Consider the following 19,933-nt stretch of genomic DNA (forward strand, 5'->3'; position numbering starts at 1 on the left):
TAGATTATTCACTTTTCAATAAATGATTGATTAAATTGGGTTGTAAAGGTGTTTATGAGGCTAATTAGGTTGGATTATTGCGGTTTAAGGGCTTAACCCTTGGGTTAATGTAAACTATTCCTTAACTTCTCTATATTATGAACAAGGCAATACATTTGCCACTGGGTATTCACTTTCTCTTGGCCGCGCAGCGTAAATTTATTCATGCCTTTATTCACGGTGATATTGCCAAAAACAGGTTCAATAGCACCGAGTCGTTTGCTATATTCTCGCCTGCCTGGACTACTGTCTATTTTGACCCGCATTTTATCGGTATATGAAATAGTTTGACCTTTGCTGTTTGTTTCAAACTGGACTTGCCGTCCTTGTTTGGTAGGGGCTTTTCGCATACATTGCTTTTGTAATGGACAAATTCGGCAATCTTTCAAATAACCAGAGAACCGAACGTATTGTCGCCCCGCTGTTTCAACGTTTTTAACGCTTAACCACATCTCTTTACCTGCGGGACAATGACATTCACTTTTCTTTTTATTAAAGTAAAAGTCGTTACTATTAAATAATCTCGCCCGACCTTTACTCCGTTTCAATCGTCGTTTTTCTTGCTCTGTATGATACGTTTCGCTTTCTTTAAATAATGGATTACGACTTCTAAAGGCAGTGTCTGCCATGTAAGCATCCAGACATGTGGTTGCCATAAATTCAAGATTAACTTCGCTATGAAAACCACTGTCGGCAGTAAACTTTGCTTCGCTGAAAGTATCGGGCGTACCAAGTTGAGTCAGTTGCTTTTGTAGATCTTCGATCGCGGGTTGTAAGGTTTGCTGTTCCCCAACACTTCCCCACACTTGCGCTTGCATGATCACTTGATGCTTATCATCGTTGATGGCAATGCCGTTATAGCCTTGGATAGTGCCTTTACTGGTGGTCATCTTGGCACTGTCAGGGTCGGTAATATTACTTTTAACTGGTTTGTTTCTACTGCCTAGTTTCTCGGTATTCGCGGCAAGGAATGCACTAATTTTATCAGCACTTTTGTCGAGTTTCGCTTTCTGTTTTAAGTCATGTGATAAATCATCTTCGTTTGAATTATCTTGTGCTTGATGACGAGCTAATATGCGTTGACTTGCTCTATGTAGTTTCGCTTGTTTACGTTCGAGTTCATTGAATGTGCCGCTCCATTCTTTACTAGCGTTTGATCTTATTTTACATCCATCGATGGCAAACATGTTTCGACCAATCAATCCTTCACGGTCGCATATCATTAATACTTGTGTAAATAACGGTTCAATTTGGTCTTTCATTTTAGCGACAAAACTAGCAATAGAAGTGTAATGAGGTTGCTCATCACCAGATAAACTCATGAAGGTAATATTGGTTTCACACGCATTCGCAATACGTCGGCTACTGACTAACCCACGTGAATAACCAAACAGAACTATCTTTAACATCACCGATGGAGGATAAGCTGCGGCACCACCTTTATCGTTGTCATACCATTTATCAAAAGCGCTTAAATCAAGATGTTTATCGACAATGTGGGAAAGTGCGTATTCAAATGTGCCGGGGATAATTTGCTGTGCGAAATCAATCGGAATGAATTTACTTTGGCAAGATAAGTCAGGTTTGTAGTTAGCCATCATGTTTATCTCTGAGCGAATAATAACTATTAGATCACAGACGACCAGCTCAATCAAGGTTGTTTTTTGTACAATGAGATATTATAAAAAAAGAATGTGAAAACGTTCTTTTTGGAGAAATTCTACAGCCTCAACGTTGTTTTAAGCGGCAAATTTCAGTTGGCTAAAATAAGTGAGGCACGAACAAAAAGCCAACTATAAACCCTTGTTGAACGAAGCCGCTATGCGGCAGAAAAACAAAAAGACAAACAACATCCATACTTATATTTATATCACTTTTCGGTGATATCTAATAGGAGTATAAGCCATGAACACTTCAGAGCAACAACACTTTAACCTTTTATATCAACAGCATTTGACCAACCTAACACTGCAAGGCATGAGACCTGCTACGATTGATGCCTACTCTCGTGCAGTACGCAGAATAACAATTTTTTTTGACCGCACACCTGATACATTAACCAAAGCCGATTTAAAGTGTTACTTTGCACAACTCATTCAAACTCACTCATGGAGCACCATTAAATTAGACCGAAATGGATTACAATTTTTTTATAAGCATACCCTCGATAGACAGTGGGAATGGCTCAATATTGTCAAACCACCACAAGTAAAACGCATTCCCGACATCCTCACATCACAACAAATTGGACTGATGATTAGTCACACTCGTGCATTGCGTTATCAGGTGTTTTTTCTGGTTTTGTACAGCATGGGATTACGCTTAAGTGAAGCCCTTGATTTGACCGTGAACGACATTGATAGTGACACCATGCAAGTGCATATTCGCGAAGGTAAAGGAGGCAAAGACCGTTTACTCCCTTTACCCAAAGGAACACTCTCTGCATTACGTGGCTATTGGTCAACGCATCGTCATCCTCTGTTGTTATTTCCAAGTATAGGTAAAAACACACAGGTACCAATGGATAAAGGCAGTGTGCAGAAAGCATTGAAAAAAGTGATAACTGAATTGGGTATTAATAAATCTATTAGTCCACATTCATTACGACATTGCTTTGCAACTCACCTCTTAGAGCAAGGTATTGACCTACGCTCTCTACAAATACTATTGGGACATCACAGCTTGAATACGACAGCGAAATACACCCAACTTACCCCACTCAAACAAAAATATAATGTCACCGCCTTGAACCAGTTAACCGACAGGTTATCAATTCAATGGGAGGCATCATGAGCCAATTTATTGCACTACTTGAGCGCTATCAAGCACAACTGGAGAAACAATATGGTGGATTGTTGAATCAAGATATTCGTCGCGCTATCACTGATATGCTGCACTGTAAAAACGATGTAAATCGAACGACCCAATGGCATTGTGGCCATTGTCAGCATGACCAACAACTCCTTGCGTCCTGTGGGAATCGAAGTTGCCCACAATGTTTGCATCAAACCACCTCAAATTGGTTAGCTAAACAGACCGATAAACTATTACCCGTACACTATTTTATGGTCACCTTTACGCTACCCTATCAATTGAGAGTGCTGGCTCGTCAACATCCCAAAGCACTGTATCAATTGATGTTACAAGTGACGGCGGGCATATTAAAAGACTTTGCCAAGCGAGATAATAAAGGCAGTTTAGGCTTTACTAGCGTATTACACACGCACAATCGGCGACGTGAATGTCATCCTCATGTGCATATTACTGTGCCCTGCGGACGATATAATGCAGCGAAAAAACAGTGGTGTAAAAGTGATGCAAAATATCTGTTTAATGAGTTTGCACTCGCTAAAGTATGGCGAGCAAGAGTCATTGATGCGATTAATCACAGCACTGAGTTAACCATGCCCGCTGACACACCTAAAAAATGGGTGGTCGATTGCCGTAAGGTTGGATTTGGTGCCTCTGCTTTTAAATACTTATCACGTTATCTGTATCGTGGCGTGTTACCCGATAAAGACATTATTAACCTCTCCGAGGAAATGGTCACATTTAAGTATAAAGAAAGCAGCACTAATATGACTAAAGAACGTACTTTACCTGTGCTCGAATTCTTATGGTTAATATTACAACACGTGTTACCAAAAGGTCTGCAGCGGGTGAGGGATTACGGGTTTTTAAGAGGCAATGCTAAACAACTGCGACTGCAAATATTGCTGATACTGGGGAGCGATATAAGCACAATAGCGACACCAGTAAAACGCAAGCGTGCTATCTGTCTTTGCCCATGCTGTCACCATGAAATGCATTTTATGGGCTTAAGTCGACTGAGAAACTAATGCGTGAAAACGTACGGTCTTAAACAGATCATTGACACAAATGAAAGATTAACAAGCCAGAGAGGTGAGATGGCATTCAACAACTAAAATATAACATACTGATATAATTGAGGTATCAATTGTATATTAGCGAGACTCGCCTTAAAGAAAGTTGAATTATTGAGCCAGCCCAAAACCCATTCCACTATTTACTATATAAAGCAAAGAGTCTCGTCGGGCTTGTCCAACACCCAGATAAGGTGTCGGCTTCGCGACACCTATCCTTATATGGACTCCCTGTTAATGTCAATAAAGCTTAATAATAAAAAGTTAGATGCGTTCTTATATACGGGCTCATAATGAGGAGCTACCTCTCGGCCTCAGATGTTTTCGCACCTTTAGAGCTACTCTTGTTTACGGTATATTAATAATATTAATCACCATGGATAGTTACAGCATTTCTAAAGGTTGGTCTTACCTGTTTATTACTTCGATCTTTATGACAAATGGGTTATAAATATTTTTTACAAATGGTTACGCTACTTACGGTTAATTATTAGTAATTGAGAAAAATTGATAATCAGTTTTGTTTTTTAAAATCGCATAGGCTGTTCTGATTGTTTTATTTACAAGTGCTATGACAACTACTTTTCGGCACCTCCTACTGAGTAAATCTTTTATCCAAAAATCTTTTTGAGTTCTTGCCTCTCGTTTTTCTGCTGCGCAAACAGCTGCAAATGCCCCCTGGAATAAAATGGATCGCAACCTTTTATTGCTCGATGTTTTAGATATTCCGCCAATAAACACCTTACCCCCAGAGCTATGTTGTACAGGTGTTGCCCCAAGGCATGCTGAAGCTTGACGTCCATTATTAAAATGACCTGTTTGACCTAAAAACACTTTCAACCCTAAAGCACCAACTGGACCAACCCCTTCTAATTTTTGTAACCTTTTACACTCTTCATCATTGCTTATTATTTTGTTATATTCTTTTTCCAACTCAGTTAACGCAGTGTCTATGCATAAAAAGTGTTGCCACAAAAGGTTTAAGGTAAATCTAAAATTCAGTGTTAGATCATTTTCAGCATCACCAAGTATTGTTGGGATTTCTACTTTCAGAACCTTATCTGATTTAGCAATTGGGATGCCAAACTCTAACAAATATGCTCTTATTTGGTTTGCTTGTGCTCTTTTCGCTGAAACTAATGAAGCCCTGGCACCATCCATACAATTTAAGCTTTGATCTTCAGCTGTAATTAAACGAGAGGATTTTATATTTGGCTGTAAAGCAGCAACTGATATTGCAATCGCATCATTAGCATCTGTTTTCTGACCTTGTAAAAAAGATTTTACAAGCCTTGCTGGTATTGCCTTTACTTCATGCCCCTGAGCTTTCGCAAAACGTGCCCAGTAATGTGTACCACCACATGACTCCATTGCAACAAGAGATTTTTTTTCTAGAATTAAAATCTCTTTTAATCTTTTAATCTTTTAATCTTTTACGATTAACAGCTTTATTGTAAATAACATTTCCAAAATGATCTGTTTTACAAACTTGAAAAACTGTTTTAGCTAAATCGATCGCGAGAACACCATAGTTATTCATATAAGACTCCTTTAATTGCTACAAATCAGATCACTTAAATCTTAGTAGATAAGGTTAGGGAGTCCATACATCTTGTTTGTTAGCATTACGTAAGCAAGCCTGCAAAAATTGAGGATACAAAACCAAAAGCAATGAACAGGATTATCATTGCTGGAATTGATGCAACCGCCCATTTAACCATAAAGACGATCATAGAGCCGAATGGCATTTTAATATCTGTAACAATAACTTCATTATTAGATGGAGTATTATTCATGGTTGCTAATTCAATATTTTTAGGTACGTCACCTTTTGGTTCTACAACCTTATTAGCGATTACGCTATCGGCTTCATCGGTCTCATAACATTTTTTACAAAATGTAGTATCTTTATCACCAAACCTAGCAGACCATGAACCAACTTTTACTCCACATGCATCACATACCAAATCACTCATTTTTATCTCCTTATTATAAGTAATGCTAACATCTTATTAGATAACAAAATGTCACCTTTCCAGCGGAAAGATGACAAATATCTAATGATTAATAATAGACTTAGACTACTGCAATTGTTAATTTAATCAATAATTTAAAACAAGATATGAAATATAAGTCATGTAGAAAGGCGACAAAATGCAATATTTACGGCGGAAAGATGGCAAACACTCTGAACTGCATAAATAAACATGCATTTTATTTATAGAGGTATTTTATGAAATCACCATTTTTAATGGCTGTTGCTGAAAATATGCGGATGAAAAATTATGCAGAAAAACAAAGTCTCTCGACAACATAACGAAAATACAGCTAATAAGTGACAAATAAAACTTATGGCTGTAGACAATAAGTCACTATGCGGTAGAACGTGGGAACGTGCAAGTATTCGACTCATCAGTGAATAGTGTCATTCAAAGTAATCTTCTGTTTCCTCCAGTCTGTAACGGCCAAATTGATAAGCTTTAACGTTAACTTTATTGCTCAATTTAATATGCCTTTTAAAAAAATAAAAAAATTTCGATTTGAGCATTGAAAAATAATATTAAAAACCATAAGTATATTTACGTAGTGCGATGGCCAATTAAATATTGCTGAGCAACTACTGTTTTATTTTATTTACTCTAAGGAGACTTATTATGAACACAATTGACTTAACTCCTCTTTATCGTAACAGCGTTGGTTTTGATCGCTTAGCTTCATTGATTGATAATGCGTTAACCAGCGACACAAAAACGAACACATATCCGCCATATAATATCGAAGTGCTCGGTGAAAATAGCTATACGATTTCCTTGGCTGTGGTCGGTTTTTCACAAGATGAGCTTGATATTCAAGTAGAAAAAGGCGTATTGAGTGTATCTGGTCACAAAGAGAAGGTTAAAAAGGAACGTAAATATCTTCACCAAGGCATTCCAAATCAAACCTTTGAACGTAAATTTAACCTAGCAGATTATGTTGAAGTTACTGGAGCAGATCTTTCTAATGGGTTATTAAATATTTACCTTGTAAAAGAAGTGCCTGAAAGGATGAAACCTAAAAAGATTTCAATTAATCAGGTAGATAAAGCGTTAGGACATCGTAAAGAAGAAAAAGTGATTAATAATAAAGATGAAGCTGCGTAAACATAACTGGCTTTTATCAAGAACAAACGAATAAAATATACGTTATTATGCTGAAAAAGAGGCAGTAAAGACTGCCTCTTTAATATTAATCTAATCGGAATTCCACGCTAACACCACACATAAATCAAACCTTACAAAAGTGCTCGACACCCAATCAGTGAAATAGGCAATATCAAACAGTTCCAATAAAACCATACTCAAGATGGCCAGCAAGAGACGGAGCGTTATAAAAGCAATTTATTATTTGGATATGAAAGCGATTTGATAGTCAGTTTCTTTGAGTTCTTTGAAGGTATAGGTCTCTTCTGACCAAGAAAAAGTAAAGTCGCCGACAGAGCGAAACCACTGCCAGTAAACACTATACTGACCAAATGAGCGCAGATGCGTTAAAACAGATCAGCACTCACACTTTGCTTTTAAGTTAATAATGAAACCGTACTCAACATGGCTACAACTCCGGCCACCGTTGAGCTTTCCCAAATCATTAATTGCTTTTAGCAAATCCAAACAGGATGTTTGGCTTAGGCTCGTTCTGGCCATGGATGGCCAGCAAGAGCCGATGCGTTATAAAAGCAATTTATTATTTGGATAAGAAAGCGATTCGGTGGTCAGTTTCTTTGCCAACTTTCTTTTCTGATAAAAGAAAGTTTGGTCGCCGTCAAGGTGAAACCACTGCCAATAAATACCAAATAGCCCCAATGAGCGAAGACGAATAAACACTCACCACAGAATCAATGAACACCAAACAGCCCCGATGAGCGTAGACGAACCAACACACAATCCACAACCCACAAACGACACAAACAAAAAAGGGAGATAACATCACTATCACTAGTAACATCACCTCCCTTTCTATAAAGAGAAAACTAAATCAAAGAAGATTAATCTTCTTTAGATTCTTCTTTCTCAGCTTTAGCTTCTTTAACAACAGCAATATTCAACTCTGCAAGCGCTGCAGGATTAGCAAAACCTGGTGCATTGGTTAACGGACATGCCGCTGATGCTGTTTTCGGGAACGCAATCACTTCACGAATTGAACTTGAACCTGTCATCAACATCACGATACGGTCTAAACCAAATGCCAAACCTGCATGTGGTGGAGCGCCGTATTGTAATGCTTCTAATAAGAAACCAAATTTATCTAACGCTTCTTCATCAGAGATGTTTAAGATGCGGAAAATCGCTGCTTGCATATCTTGTTTATGAATACGTACAGAACCACCGCCTAACTCACAGCCGTTTAATACCATGTCGTAAGCATCAGAAAGTGCGCCTACTGGGCTTGCTTCTAGTTCTGCTGGTGTCATGTTTAATGGTGCTGTAAATGGATGATGAATCGGCGTTAATGCGCCATCTTCTAATGGTTCAAACATTGGGAATTCGATTACCCAAAGTGGTTTCCATTCGTCTTTAATTAAACCAAGATCTTCAGATACTTTCAGACGTAATGCACCAATTGCTTCAGCCACTACATTCGCTTTGTCTGCGCCGAACATAATGATATCGCCATCTTGTGCGTTAGTACGTTTAAGTAGCTCTGCAACAATCTCTTCATTTAAGAATTTAGCGATAGGTGATTGAACACCTTCAAGTCCTTTAGCAACTTCATTCACTTTCATCCATGCTAAGCCTTTAGCACCGTAGATAGTGACGAATTTACCGTATTCATCGATGTTTTTACGAGACAGTTTTGCGCCACCTGGTACACAGATAACCGCAACACGGCTATCTGCATCATTAGCAGGGCCTGAGAATACGTTGAACTCAACTTCTTTTAATAAGTCAGCGACGTCAACTAATTCAAAATCAATACGTAAGTCTGGTTTGTCACTACCAAAACGACGCATTGCATCTGCGTAAGTCATTTTAGGGAATGAACCTAGGTCTACATCTAGCATCTCTTTGAAAAGTTTAACGACCATCTCTTCTGTTTTTTCCATGACCTGATCACCGGTCATGAATGATGTTTCGATATCTATTTGTGTAAATTCAGGCTGACGGTCAGCACGTAAATCTTCATCACGGAAACATTTTACAATTTGGTAGTATTTGTCTAAACCAGACATCATTAACAGTTGTTTAAATAACTGTGGAGATTGTGGTAAAGCAAAAAACTGACCTTTATGCGTACGACTTGGTACTAAGTAATCACGCGCACCTTCTGGTGTTGCTTTAGTTAAGATAGGTGTTTCAACGTCTAAGAAGCCGTTGTCGTCTAAGAAACGACGTACAAAGCTACTGACTTTAGAACGGAATACCATACGCTCAGCCATTTCTGGACGACGTAAGTCTAAGTAACGGTAACGCAAACGCTGCTCTTCTGAGTTTGTTTGGTTGCTATCTAATGGCGATGGTTTAGCACGGTTTAAAATTTCAAGTTCAAGACCACAGATTTCAATACCACCTGTTGTCATATTCTTGTTCACTTGACCTTCTGGACGAGCACGAACAAGCCCTTTCATTTTGATACAAAATTCATTACGAACAGTGGCAGCAACCGCTGTTGCTTCTGGCGTATCACCGTCAAAAAATACTTGAACGATTCCTTCGCGATCACGTATATCTAAAAACGTTACACCGCCTAAATCGCGCTGTTTGTTTATCCAACCTACTAATTCAACTTCTTGACCAATATTCGCTTCGGTCACTTCACCACAATACATAGTGCGCATCATCGATTCCTGTTTTTAAATACGTTACAAAATAATTGCACGTATTATAGAAGAAAACCACTGCGAGTCATACGCTTAAATAAAAAAATGACCAAGCAACACAATTTGAGTAAAATGCGCGGCAATACGTCATCAATAATATCGTTTAACCTTAATAATTAGGCAGCCTTATGAGCCAAACCGACAATATTTTCAGCCAACCATTAGATAAAATAGACAGCTTTAGTTTTGATCAGCAAGTTGTGCAAGTGTTTCCAGACATGATCAAACGCTCTGTCCCTGGTTATGAAAACATTATTAATAGTATTGGCATGATCACACAACGTTGCGCGGTTGATAACTCTAACCTGTATGACTTGGGTTGTTCATTGGGTGCAGCTACTTTGTCGATGCGTCGAGGGTTGGTCGAAAAGAACGGTTGCCAAATTATCTCTGTCGATAATTCATCGGCAATGGTTGAATCCTGTAAGCAACATATTCAAGCTTATAAATCAGATATTCCCGTGACGGTTTTGCAGGATGACATTTGTAATATTAAGATTGAAAATGCATCTGTCGTGGTATTGAACTTTACTTTGCAGTTTTTAACGCCGGAAAAACGCCTTTCTTTATTAACAACCATTTATAATGGTTTATTACCTGGCGGTGTATTGGTCGTGTCTGAAAAATTTATATTTGATGATCCGAAAAGCCACCAGCTATTAATTGATTTACATTTAGACTTTAAACGTAGCCAAGGATATAGCGAATTAGAGATAAGCCAAAAACGTTCTTCTCTCGATAATGTATTAATTTCCGATACCGTTGAGCAACATTACCAACGCTTACAACAAGCTGGATTTAAACATAACGATCTTTGGTATCAATGTTTTAATTTTGGCTCGATTCTTAGTATTAAATAACCAAATAAACTATTAAATGTTAACTACATTATTAGCAGCAAGGCATTAACATGATTGATTTTAATAACTTCTACAGCATCATTGCTAAAAACCGCTTAAGTCATTGGTTACGTACGTTACCAGCGCAGTTACATGAATGGGAAAATATTCATGTTCACGGCACCTTAGAAAGTTGGATACGTGTGTTAAATAAATTTCCAAACATTAAAACCGACCATATCGAACTCAAAGATGAAGTGCGCATCGGTAACGGGTCTGAACTATCAACAGGCGAAACGAAGAAATTAGAAAATCTATTACAAAAATTTCATCCGTGGCGCAAAGGCCCTTTTCATATTCATGGCCTACATATCGATACTGAATGGCGCAGTGATTGGAAATGGGATCGTGTTTTACCGCATATCAGCCCGCTTAAATATCGTTATGTATTAGATGTAGGTTGCGGCAGTGGTTACCACATGTGGCGTATGCGTGGTGAAGGTGCTGAGTTTGTAGTCGGTATCGACCCGAGCGAATTATTTTTATGTCAGTTTGAAGCAGTGCGTCACTTTGCGAATAAAGATCAAAACGTCCACCTATTACCATTAGGTATTCAAGAGCTGCCTAAATTGGAAGCCTTTGATACGGTATTTTCAATGGGTGTGTTATATCACCGAAAATCGCCGATGGACCATATTACACAACTTCAAGATCAATTGGTTGAAGGTGGTGAATTAGTGCTTGAAACTTTGGTTATTGCAGGTGATAAAGACGATGTATTAGTGCCGCAAGATCGCTATGCAAAAATGCGCAACATTTGGTTTTTACCAAGTGCAGAGGCATTGAAACTCTGGGTAGAAAAATGTGGTTTTGAAGATGTGCGTATCGTCGATATTAACGACACGTTAACGGGCGAACAACGCAGTACGGCTTGGATGACCAATGAATCTTTAGAAGATTATTTAGATCCAAACGATCCAACAAAAACCGTTGAAGGCCACCCTGCGCCAAAACGTGCTTTGTTAATTGCTAAAAAGGCAGTTAAACCGCTAAATTAGATAATTATCTATAATAAATTAGCTTGTAACTAACCTTTCAGGCTTTATTTCAATCCTATTTATGCTTTAAACCTCTACTAGTTAACCTCGCGTTATTGCATCTCATCATAATGGGCAGGTTACTTTCATAAGATCATTTCATAAAGCTACTTTATAAAATAGCTGTTAATAAAATTGTATTAAAGCAAAATATGGCTTACTTTAATAAACAGACATGAACATAACGTAATGAAATAACGGCTATAAATAAACAATAGTTAAGCAATTTATAAAGGAGGTGATACAACGTATGAACAAACAACACTTTCTTAACCGATTCATGTTACAACAAGCAAACTCAACCGCCCCTTCTACTCACCTTGCACAATTACAGTTAACACAACAAAAACCATTAAAAAAAGCGGCGATATTAATGCCGCTAATACAAAGAGATAATGGTTTACACATGATATTAACGCAACGTGCATTGCATTTAAGGCACCATGCAGGACAAGTTAGCTTCCCCGGTGGGCGACATGAGTTAAGTGATGGTTCTTTAGCAGATACAGCATTACGTGAAACGCATGAAGAGATAGGTATTGCGCAAAACAGCATACAACTCATTGGTCATTTATCGCCGTTAACAACCACAACGGGATATCACGTCACCCCTTTTATTGGCTTTGTAGGGAATAGTGAGCAAGTAATTATCGATCGTCATGAAGTCAAAGAGTGTTTTGAAGTGCCCTTTTCATTTTTATTAAACAGGAAAAATTTTACCAAGCAGCATTTGGTTGCAAATAAAAGGCGTCATTTTACTTATTGTTGCGCTTATCAGGATCATTTAATTTGGGGGGCGACTGCGCAAATGTTGATTAACTTACAACGACACTTACATCGTTAAACCCATGACTTTCATCACTTGATGTAAGTTATTTTTTTAAAACACCCATATAAGATCTTTCTATATTATTATACGTATATAGGGGTAGTCATTTTTGTCATTAACCATCAAAGTTAATTTAATAAATAATTGAAAGCATCACTATACTCTCTGTGATGCTCGTGAATAATATTAACCCAACGCTATAAAATAAAAACTTAATAAAGAAATGATAGCGTAATCAGACATCTAAAATAATAGTTTCAAAATTAATCCCCCTACTTTAGGGTGATTTACGTAGTCAGTAACATGACAAAATATAATTCAAAAGTACAGTCAGGCACATATTACGTATTACCCTAGCTGCATTAAATAATAATAAACATTGTTTTAGCAATGATTGGAAAAGGAAAGAAACATGGTTGAACACATCACAGGTATGCTGGCATTAATCGGTGTGCTGTCGCTTTTGTGTCAATGGGTAGGTTGGAAGCTACGTTTACCAGCGATATTACCTCTTTTATTATGCGGTTTAATACTGGGCCCGGGCTTTGGCGTATTAGATCCCGATGCTATTTTTGGCGACTTATTATTCCCAATTATCTCCCTAGGTGTAGCCGTTATTCTATTTGAAGGTGCATTGACCCTGAACTTTAAAGAGATTAAAGAGCATGGTCGTATGGTGTCGCATCTTGTGACGATTGGTGCTTTTATTACGTGGGCTTGTATTGCCCCTGCCGCACATTATATTTTAGGGTTTGATTGGCTAATAGCGATGTTATTTGGTGCATTAGTCGTTGTAACCGGCCCCACCGTAATTGTACCTATGCTGCGTACCGTGCAGCCAAAATCTAATTTAGCGAGCATTTTACGCTGGGAAGGAATTGTTATTGACCCGATCGGTGCTTTACTGGCCGTATTGGTTTTCGAATATATTGCCGTGACAGCAGATCCCACATCACATGTTTTATATGCATTGGGTTTAACGTTATTAATTGGGTTTGGCTTAGGTATTATTACAGGTTATTTAACTGGCTTATCAATCAGAAAGAATTTATTTCCGCATTATTTACGCAATACCGCAGTATTAACAATTATGCTCGGTATTTTTGTTGCATCGAATATTTTACAAGAAGAGTCAGGCTTACTAACAGTAACAGTCATGGGAATTTGGTTGGCGAATATGCGCGGCGTCGATATTGCTGATATTTTGGAGTTCAAAGAAACCTTAACCGTATTGCTTATTTCAGCATTATTCATTTTGCTTGCGGCACGTCTGGATTCGAGTGCGATGTTAGATCTAGGCTGGGGAGGCTTAGGTGTTCTGCTTGTTGTCATGTTTATCGCGCGTCCATTAAGCATCTGGATTTCAGGGATTGGTACTAACGTCACCTCGAAAGAGAAATGGTTTTTGAGTTGGGTTGCACCTCGCGGTATTGTCGCAGCCGCTATTTCATCATTATTCGCTATCAAACTGGAATCAGTTGGCTTAGAAGGCGCAAGCTCAATTGTACCTTTAGTGTTTTTAATTATTATCGGTACAGTGGTCGTGCAAAGTTTAACTGCAGGGCCTTGGGCTAAGTTTTTAGGTGTTAAAGAAGGCTCTAACGAAGGGTTATTGATGTTTGGCGCTTCTAAGTTCTCTCGAGAATTAGCAACACTATTAATATCAAGAGATATTAAAGTGATCCTAACGGACAATAACTGGGACAGTATTCGTAAAGCACGTATGCAAAATATCCCTGTTTACTTTGGTAACCCTGCTTCAGAACATGCAACAAACTACATGGATTTAAGTGGTATTGGACGTGTGTTAGTGATGTCGCCTTACCGCCAATTAAACCCATTGGTGACATTCCATTTTCAAGATGTATTAGGCATCGATAGTGTCTATGGTTTAAATAACGCAGATATTGCAAGCGCACGTCATCAGTTATCTGAATCTTATTTGAAACGTTTAAGCTTATTTGGTGAAAATATTTCTTATGCCAAAATAGTGAATTTGATGGCTAAAGGCGCCATATTAAAAGTCACTAATATTACCGAAAACTTTACCTTTGAACGCTTTAAAAGACGTTATGGTGAAACGGCTATGCCATTGCTGTATATAACAAAAGAAGACAAAGTGACGGTTGTTTCAGGGGAAGGGAAAATGAATTTCCCTGTAGGCATTGAATTGATTAGTTTATTGCCGCAAGAAGCGCAAGACGAAGCGGTTATTCAACGCGCAATAGACGAAGAAGCAGAGCGTAAAGCGAAAGCAATAGCCAAGGCAGAAGCTAAAGCGGCGGCACAAGCAGCTGCTGAAGCTCGAGCCGTTAAAGAGGCTGAAGAAGCTGCGCAACGTGCAATCGAAAAAGTGCGTCGTGAAGAAGAAGCACTAGCCAAACAACAAGCCCTTGAAAAAGCGCGCCTCGAAGCAGAAGCATTAGCCGAACAAAAAGCGATTGAAAAAGCACGTATTGAAGCTGAAGCACTAGCTGAGAAACAAGTCATTGAAAAAGCGCGTCTAGAAGCTGAAGTAATAGCAGAGCAAAAAGCGATTGAAAAAGCACGTATTGAAGCTGAAGCACTAGCTGAGAAACAGGCCATTGAAAAAGCACGTATTGAAGCTGAAGCATTAACTGAGAAACAGGCGATTGAAAAAGTACGTATTGAAGCAGAAGCGTTGACTGAGAAAGTAAAAACCACTGAACAAACTGAAACTAGCGATACAATGGTAAATGTTGAGCATGATGTTAGAAGTAAAAATAAAAACATTAGTGACGATAAAAAGAAAGATGAGTAACCACTAAAATACGTTAAAATATCGTAGAATAAAGGCCTATATAAATTGATTTTTATATAGGCCTTTTTGTTAACTCACAAGAAAGAGACAGACCTAAAAAGGTTAATAGAGCGCTTCGTCGCATTATTAATTAAGAGATAGATACAGGCACCAGAACACAAATAGAAATAGAAATAGAAATAAACGATTAGATAGTTTTTATTACAGTCTCTTACATCGCTTTTATTACAATCTCGACTTCATCAGTGCAACACTATATCAAAGCATCACGACATCACAACAGGCGCGATTACGGTGCAAGAGGCACGGGCTTAGCAAAGTAATAACCTTGTGCATAGTCGACACCCAGTGCGGTCAACACCTCAACTAAGCGACTGTCTTCCACAAACTCTGCAATGATTTCTTGTTTCGCTGCTTTACCTATATCACAAATAGACTTAACTGCGGTAAAGTCTATTTGATTAGTCATCATATTAGCGACAATCGCCCCGTCTATTTTAATTTTATCCGTTGGTAATTGCTTAATATAAGCATATGAAGAATGCCCACTACCGAAATCATCAAGCGCAAACTGACAACCTAATGCTTTTATATTTTTCATAAACAACCGTGCACGGTTTATATTTTTAATGGCCGCTGTTTCTGTGATTTCAAAACATATTTTATTCGCAGGTACTACACAGTGAGTAAGCTTATCGATAATAAACGCTTCTAGATCATTGTCTGTCAATGAATGACCAGATAAATTAATGGCAATTGTTTCAATGGACTCAAGCTGATCACAATGAGACTTAAAATGTTCACAAACAGCATTAATCACCCAACGATCTATTTTACTCGTTAATAAATAGCGTTCGGCGACAGGTAAAAAGTCAGCAGGGCCAATCAATTGTCCATCGTTGCCTAATATTCTTAATAATATTTCAAAGCTTTTACCTACTTTTTGTCGCTGAAGAGGCACTATATCTTGTTTGTAGAGAACAAATAAATCATTGTTCAATGCATTATTTAAATGGTGTACTGACAATAAAGTTTGTTTGTTATTCGTGCAATCTTGTTGAGTATTTTCAAAAAGGCACACTGTATTTCTACCTGAACTTTTTGCCATTCCACAAGCGATATCAGCTGAATTTAGTAACTCTGTAACGCTACTTTCACAGACTCTCGATGCAATGCCGATACTGGCACTTAATTGAAAATCTTCTCCATTCCAGTGATAAGTTAATTGGTTAATACTTTGTTTTATTTGATTCGCGATTTCTAGCGCTTTTTGTTCTGTACAGCGGTGAATTAAAATAGCAAACTCATCCCCGCCTAACCTGGCGACTGTATCGTAGCTGCGTACTTTTTGTTTAAGGATACGGGCTACATTCACTAATACCTGATCACCTATTGCGTGCCCACAGGTATCATTAATCGTTTTAAAATAATCTAGATCGATAAAACATAAAAACCAATTTTGTTGTTCAGGCATGAAATTGACTTCATTATGTTTCATCACTTCATTTAAATTACGCTCGAAAGCACGACGATTATAAAGCTCTGTTAACGGATCGTGGGAGGCTTGATGGGATAATGTTTGTGTTAATAATTTAAAGTCATTACTTAATGCGATAATCTCGGTGGGTGCCTTTTCCGTAGATTGAAAATCATACCCAGCCAATGCTTTATGTGACGAATCAATCAAACCATTTAATGGATTGCAAATTTTTCTATTTGCCCACCACCAAACCGCAATAATTAATATAAAGAAAAAGCCACGAGAAACCCAAGCAAAAACGACAATAAAATTGAGTTCATCTTCTAAAACAAGTGCGTCTTGGTTAATAGTATTCTTTGTTTCAAGCATCATAAATTGAATACAATTTACTAAAGGTAAACTGACTGCATCATAATCAGGTAATAACTGACTTAAATAGGCAATGAGTTCTTGTTCAGGTACATCTGCGATAATATCAAGGTAAGCATTAATTTTGTTTACATTAATAATCGCTTTGTTAATTTCAGCATTAAGTTCAGAAGAAAGGTTTACACTTTTTATTTTTGATAACTCAGCATTAATGTAATCCCCCATATTTTTTGTACCCAAAATCAAATAGGTATTACCTGACGCGATCACTAGATCGGTAGAGACTAAAAATTGCGAGGTGCTACTTTCAATACGTTCGAAATCTTTTGCTCGTAAAAGACTTTCATTGTGTTTACTCGCTAATATTTGAACATGATTGAAGTGATGCCCTATTACTTGCTCTAATAAATAAGCACCAAGTAAACAGGCTAAAACAAGTATGGCTAAATAGCTTCTTATTCTCATTCAATACCTTTAATGTATATGTGCATTCAATTATCTATCGTTTTTATATGTAATCTTAGTTCCAATAAGCAAAGCGTTATCGCACCGTTATTTGAGCCAACTTCTGTCTTAAACTATTTCCTAATAATCCGTTCTTGCTTCAATAATTTACCTTTAATCACACAGAACGAACGGTACTGACGATAAAAATATATTTAAGTTAGGAAAAATGATGCTTCTATTAACCAACATGGAGGTTATATAAATTAATCAATAACCCGCTTCAATTTTCTCGATATCTTTAGCCCAACTAATATCTGTAATTGCTAATGTTTTTAATGCTGAACGTAGTACTAATAATGCAATTATTGGTGAGGTTGAAAATGCACTTTCCCCTGATTCAGACAAAGCTTCTCCGTCAGCAGAAAGAAATAACATCAGTTGTTCAATACTTTTATTATGGAGGTGTTTATTAATATTATTCATAACAGTATCGTTGCACTCAGGACTTCGGCAGCGTTGAAAATAAAACCCTTTTAAACTTCTATCTAAATTGATAGCCCATGCAATTTCTATTAATCCCCATTTAGCCCACTCTGAACGAGCTTGCAAAAAACCAGCATGCTCTCCGTTTTTATACAGTAAGTATAAAGTATGTTTACTCACTTCACTTTTATGCAGAGTAAAAGGCAGTTTCTCTTTAACCGCTAATCTATCTTGCTCCGTCACAGTGGCGATTAATGAACGAAATTGGTAATCACCTTGATACAATATTTGAATAGCAGAAACAGGGTCTCTTAACGAACAAAATGCAGCATGAGCAGAAGAAAGTGTAAAGATCTCTACTGTTAGTAATATAATTAATCCATACAGTTTATTTCGTTTCATAGCACCTACCATAACGTCTACCATTACATTCTATATCTCAATTGCACACTCAAAGTAGGATCAATATTGACCCCCTCTGCTTCTTTTAATTTTTGTTTATACTGTGCACTAATATCAAACCCATCATCGTTGACCCACTGTACACCTGTGGCCCAATAACTTGTTGAATCACTTTTACTACTCACTGCATAATCAATTTCAGCACGTTGGTATTCAAGCTGAGTATAGACTGATAAATCTTCTTTCGCGTTACGCCAAAGTAACTCTACAAAACCATTTAATGTATTATTACCTGCCACTTTTCCGATAGATGATTCAGCCATAAACTGCCATTGATAATAATAATAGGAAGCATCTAGACCAATATTTTTCCGTTCAATCACGCCATTAGCCGCTAAAACATCACCGGTTAACCATGATATGCCTAACACTGTATTTTTGTTGCTAAGCGTTCCGACTCGACCAGAAAACAAATGTGGATTGCCTTTTTTCCTTAGTTCGACACCAGACCCACGAGTGAGGGCAACCTCATATTCAAAACGAGGTAGAATGCCGTTAACAGAAAGTCCCCAATCGGTTTTTATACCTCGTTGTGCTGCCGTTAGTTGACGCAGTGTCCCATTGGTGTCTATTTGATACTCTAATCCAAAGGGGACTTCAAAATGCCCTACTCTAATATTGAATTTACCTTGATTTAACGCCGTATAATTGAAGTTTGCAATACGCCACGTTAGCTTTGTATCGTTACCATCATCAAATATAAAGGAAGGGTTATTAACGTTATTTAATTTAAGGAGGTAAGGTTGGAACATTAAGGTGCCAATATCAGCGGAACTACTGCTAAATACTTTATGTATATCTAGCCCTAAGACATGTAAAAAAGAAAACTCACCAGTATCAAGGTTACTGCTAGTCCTTGAGGAAAGATCAATGGTTCCGCGGCTATTTTCACCTAAAAACGCCCAATCAACTGAACTTGAGAATGCGAAAGGAGAAAAAAGAAAGCTACAGACTAGACTAATAGTTAAGCACTTTAAGTCACTTTTCTTCATAACAGATAACCCTTACTCAAACTAACATTTAAAGATTCAGAAGGATAAACAAGGTTATTTCTAAAGCTTCACTGGCGACAATGCCTTGCGAATCTTTATTATAGTACAAAAAAATTACCCATAAAGAGATATTCATTAAAAATGGAGAGATAAATCTCATAGAGCATTACTATTTTTAAATCTTTATTTTGATTATGGGAAGCGTAATGACACTTAACATCAAACCGTTATAAATACTTAATAGGCCGCATAGTTAATGTTATGTAATCCATGGAAAATGATGGAAGCAATAACGAACGATGAAAGATAATTTAATGCAGAAGTCTCCCGAAATAGTGCTGTTACATCGTTTTGCTTATACAAAAAAGAGATGATT

Annotated in this window: 15 protein-coding genes and 1 pseudogene; 8 read left to right on the forward strand and 8 right to left on the reverse strand. The window is 37.6% G+C overall.

Annotated elements, in window-relative coordinates; all coding sequences use genetic code 11:
• Positions 1-104 precede the first annotated feature (104 nt).
• Complete coding sequence (locus Q0794_RS04860) at positions 105-1,640, reverse strand: transposase (RefSeq protein WP_298940592.1); 1,536 nt, start codon at positions 1,638-1,640, stop codon at positions 105-107.
• A 304-nt stretch (positions 1,641-1,944) separates the two neighbouring features.
• Here Q0794_RS04860 and Q0794_RS04865 point away from each other — a divergent pair, with 304 nt between their 5' ends.
• Together Q0794_RS04865 and Q0794_RS04870 are read left to right on the forward strand one after the other, a co-directional pair.
• Positions 1,945-2,832 carry a site-specific integrase gene (locus Q0794_RS04865; RefSeq protein WP_298940593.1) on the forward strand — a complete coding sequence of 296 codons (888 nt, stop codon included), beginning with the start codon at positions 1,945-1,947 and terminating at the stop codon, positions 2,830-2,832.
• Complete coding sequence (locus Q0794_RS04870) at positions 2,829-3,878, forward strand: transposase (RefSeq protein ID WP_298940594.1); 1,050 nt, start codon at positions 2,829-2,831, stop codon at positions 3,876-3,878. Before Q0794_RS04865 ends, Q0794_RS04870 begins: the two co-directional genes overlap by 4 nt.
• Before the next feature lie 528 nt (positions 3,879-4,406).
• Here Q0794_RS04870 and Q0794_RS04875 read toward each other — a convergent pair.
• The 3 genes from Q0794_RS04875 to Q0794_RS04885 all read right to left on the reverse strand — a co-directional run bounded on the left by Q0794_RS04875 (position 4,407) and on the right by Q0794_RS04885 (position 5,899).
• Positions 4,407-5,345, reverse strand: coding sequence for an IS110 family transposase (locus Q0794_RS04875; RefSeq protein ID WP_366522512.1), 939 nt, complete (start codon positions 5,343-5,345; stop codon positions 4,407-4,409).
• Complete coding sequence (locus tag Q0794_RS04880) at positions 5,341-5,463, reverse strand: hypothetical protein (RefSeq protein ID WP_298940595.1); 123 nt, start codon at positions 5,461-5,463, stop codon at positions 5,341-5,343. Before Q0794_RS04880 ends, Q0794_RS04875 begins: the two co-directional genes overlap by 5 nt.
• A gap of 85 nt (positions 5,464-5,548) precedes the next feature.
• On the reverse strand, positions 5,549-5,899 hold the full coding sequence (locus Q0794_RS04885; protein ID WP_298940596.1) for a hypothetical protein: 351 nt from the start codon (positions 5,897-5,899) through the stop codon (positions 5,549-5,551).
• Positions 5,900-6,577: 678 nt separating this feature from the next.
• Between Q0794_RS04885 and Q0794_RS04890 the strand changes: the two genes are divergently transcribed.
• Positions 6,578-7,063 (forward strand): Hsp20 family protein, encoded by a 486-nt coding sequence (locus Q0794_RS04890; RefSeq protein ID WP_298940597.1) that lies wholly within the window; start codon positions 6,578-6,580, stop codon positions 7,061-7,063.
• Positions 7,064-7,647: 584 nt separating this feature from the next.
• Positions 7,648-7,779 (forward strand): hypothetical protein, encoded by a 132-nt coding sequence (locus Q0794_RS04895; RefSeq protein ID WP_298940598.1) that lies wholly within the window; start codon positions 7,648-7,650, stop codon positions 7,777-7,779.
• A 165-nt stretch (positions 7,780-7,944) separates the two neighbouring features.
• Here the strand turns inward: Q0794_RS04895 and aspS are convergent, their stop codons facing one another.
• A complete protein-coding gene (gene aspS, locus Q0794_RS04900) occupies positions 7,945-9,735 on the reverse strand; it encodes an aspartate--tRNA ligase (RefSeq protein ID WP_298940599.1) in 1,791 nt (596 codons plus the stop codon).
• A gap of 170 nt (positions 9,736-9,905) precedes the next feature.
• On the opposite strand from aspS, the gene cmoA reads away from it, so the two are divergent.
• The 4 genes and pseudogenes from cmoA to Q0794_RS04920 all read left to right on the forward strand — a co-directional run.
• A complete protein-coding gene (gene cmoA, locus Q0794_RS04905; RefSeq protein WP_298940600.1) occupies positions 9,906-10,637 on the forward strand; it encodes a carboxy-S-adenosyl-L-methionine synthase CmoA in 732 nt (243 codons plus the stop codon).
• A gap of 50 nt (positions 10,638-10,687) precedes the next feature.
• A complete protein-coding gene (gene cmoB / locus Q0794_RS04910) occupies positions 10,688-11,674 on the forward strand; it encodes a tRNA 5-methoxyuridine(34)/uridine 5-oxyacetic acid(34) synthase CmoB (RefSeq protein ID WP_298940601.1) in 987 nt (328 codons plus the stop codon).
• 289 nt (positions 11,675-11,963) lie between these two features.
• Complete coding sequence (locus tag Q0794_RS04915; protein WP_298940602.1) at positions 11,964-12,557, forward strand: CoA pyrophosphatase; 594 nt, start codon at positions 11,964-11,966, stop codon at positions 12,555-12,557.
• Positions 12,558-12,954: 397 nt separating this feature from the next.
• A pseudogene (locus Q0794_RS04920) lies at positions 12,955-14,868 on the forward strand (sodium:proton antiporter); the annotation flags it as partial.
• A 745-nt stretch (positions 14,869-15,613) separates the two neighbouring features.
• Here the strand turns inward: Q0794_RS04920 and Q0794_RS04925 are convergent.
• The 3 genes from Q0794_RS04925 to Q0794_RS04935 all read right to left on the reverse strand — a co-directional run bounded on the left by Q0794_RS04925 (position 15,614) and on the right by Q0794_RS04935 (position 19,557).
• The gene (locus Q0794_RS04925; protein WP_298940603.1) at positions 15,614-17,638 is read right to left on the reverse strand and encodes an EAL domain-containing protein; all 2,025 of its coding nucleotides are present in this window, start codon (positions 17,636-17,638) and stop codon (positions 15,614-15,616) included.
• Between the two features lie 249 nt (positions 17,639-17,887).
• Positions 17,888-18,505: a hypothetical protein gene (locus Q0794_RS04930; protein ID WP_298940604.1), complete on the reverse strand. Its 618-nt coding sequence runs from the start codon at positions 18,503-18,505 to the stop codon at positions 17,888-17,890.
• A 23-nt stretch (positions 18,506-18,528) separates the two neighbouring features.
• Positions 18,529-19,557, reverse strand: coding sequence for a hypothetical protein (locus Q0794_RS04935; RefSeq protein ID WP_298940605.1), 1,029 nt, complete (start codon positions 19,555-19,557; stop codon positions 18,529-18,531).
• Positions 19,558-19,933: the final 376 nt, after the last annotated feature.

Origin of the sequence: uncultured Psychromonas sp. (genome assembly GCF_947489755.1) — a bacterium.
Taxonomy (GTDB): domain Bacteria; phylum Pseudomonadota; class Gammaproteobacteria; order Enterobacterales; family Psychromonadaceae; genus Psychromonas.

Bases quoted from the DNA above. Each gene is read 5' to 3' on its own strand.
- Q0794_RS04860 (WP_298940592.1), bottom strand. From the start codon at position 1,640: ATGATGGCTAACTACAAACCTGACTTATCTTGCCAAAGTAAATTCATT.
- Q0794_RS04865 (WP_298940593.1), top strand. From the start codon at position 1,945: ATGAACACTTCAGAGCAACAACACTTTAACCTTTTATATCAACAGCAT.
- Q0794_RS04870 (WP_298940594.1), top strand. From the start codon at position 2,829: ATGAGCCAATTTATTGCACTACTTGAGCGCTATCAAGCACAACTGGAG.
- Q0794_RS04880 (WP_298940595.1), bottom strand. From the start codon at position 5,463: ATGAATAACTATGGTGTTCTCGCGATCGATTTAGCTAAAACAGTTTTT.
- Q0794_RS04885 (WP_298940596.1), bottom strand. From the start codon at position 5,899: ATGAGTGATTTGGTATGTGATGCATGTGGAGTAAAAGTTGGTTCATGG.
- Q0794_RS04890 (WP_298940597.1), top strand. From the start codon at position 6,578: ATGAACACAATTGACTTAACTCCTCTTTATCGTAACAGCGTTGGTTTT.
- aspS (WP_298940599.1), bottom strand. From the start codon at position 9,735: ATGCGCACTATGTATTGTGGTGAAGTGACCGAAGCGAATATTGGTCAA.
- cmoA (WP_298940600.1), top strand. From the start codon at position 9,906: ATGAGCCAAACCGACAATATTTTCAGCCAACCATTAGATAAAATAGAC.
- cmoB (WP_298940601.1), top strand. From the start codon at position 10,688: ATGATTGATTTTAATAACTTCTACAGCATCATTGCTAAAAACCGCTTA.
- Q0794_RS04915 (WP_298940602.1), top strand. From the start codon at position 11,964: ATGAACAAACAACACTTTCTTAACCGATTCATGTTACAACAAGCAAAC.
- Q0794_RS04925 (WP_298940603.1), bottom strand. From the start codon at position 17,638: ATGAGAATAAGAAGCTATTTAGCCATACTTGTTTTAGCCTGTTTACTT.
- Q0794_RS04930 (WP_298940604.1), bottom strand. From the start codon at position 18,505: ATGAAACGAAATAAACTGTATGGATTAATTATATTACTAACAGTAGAG.
- Q0794_RS04935 (WP_298940605.1), bottom strand. From the start codon at position 19,557: ATGAAGAAAAGTGACTTAAAGTGCTTAACTATTAGTCTAGTCTGTAGC.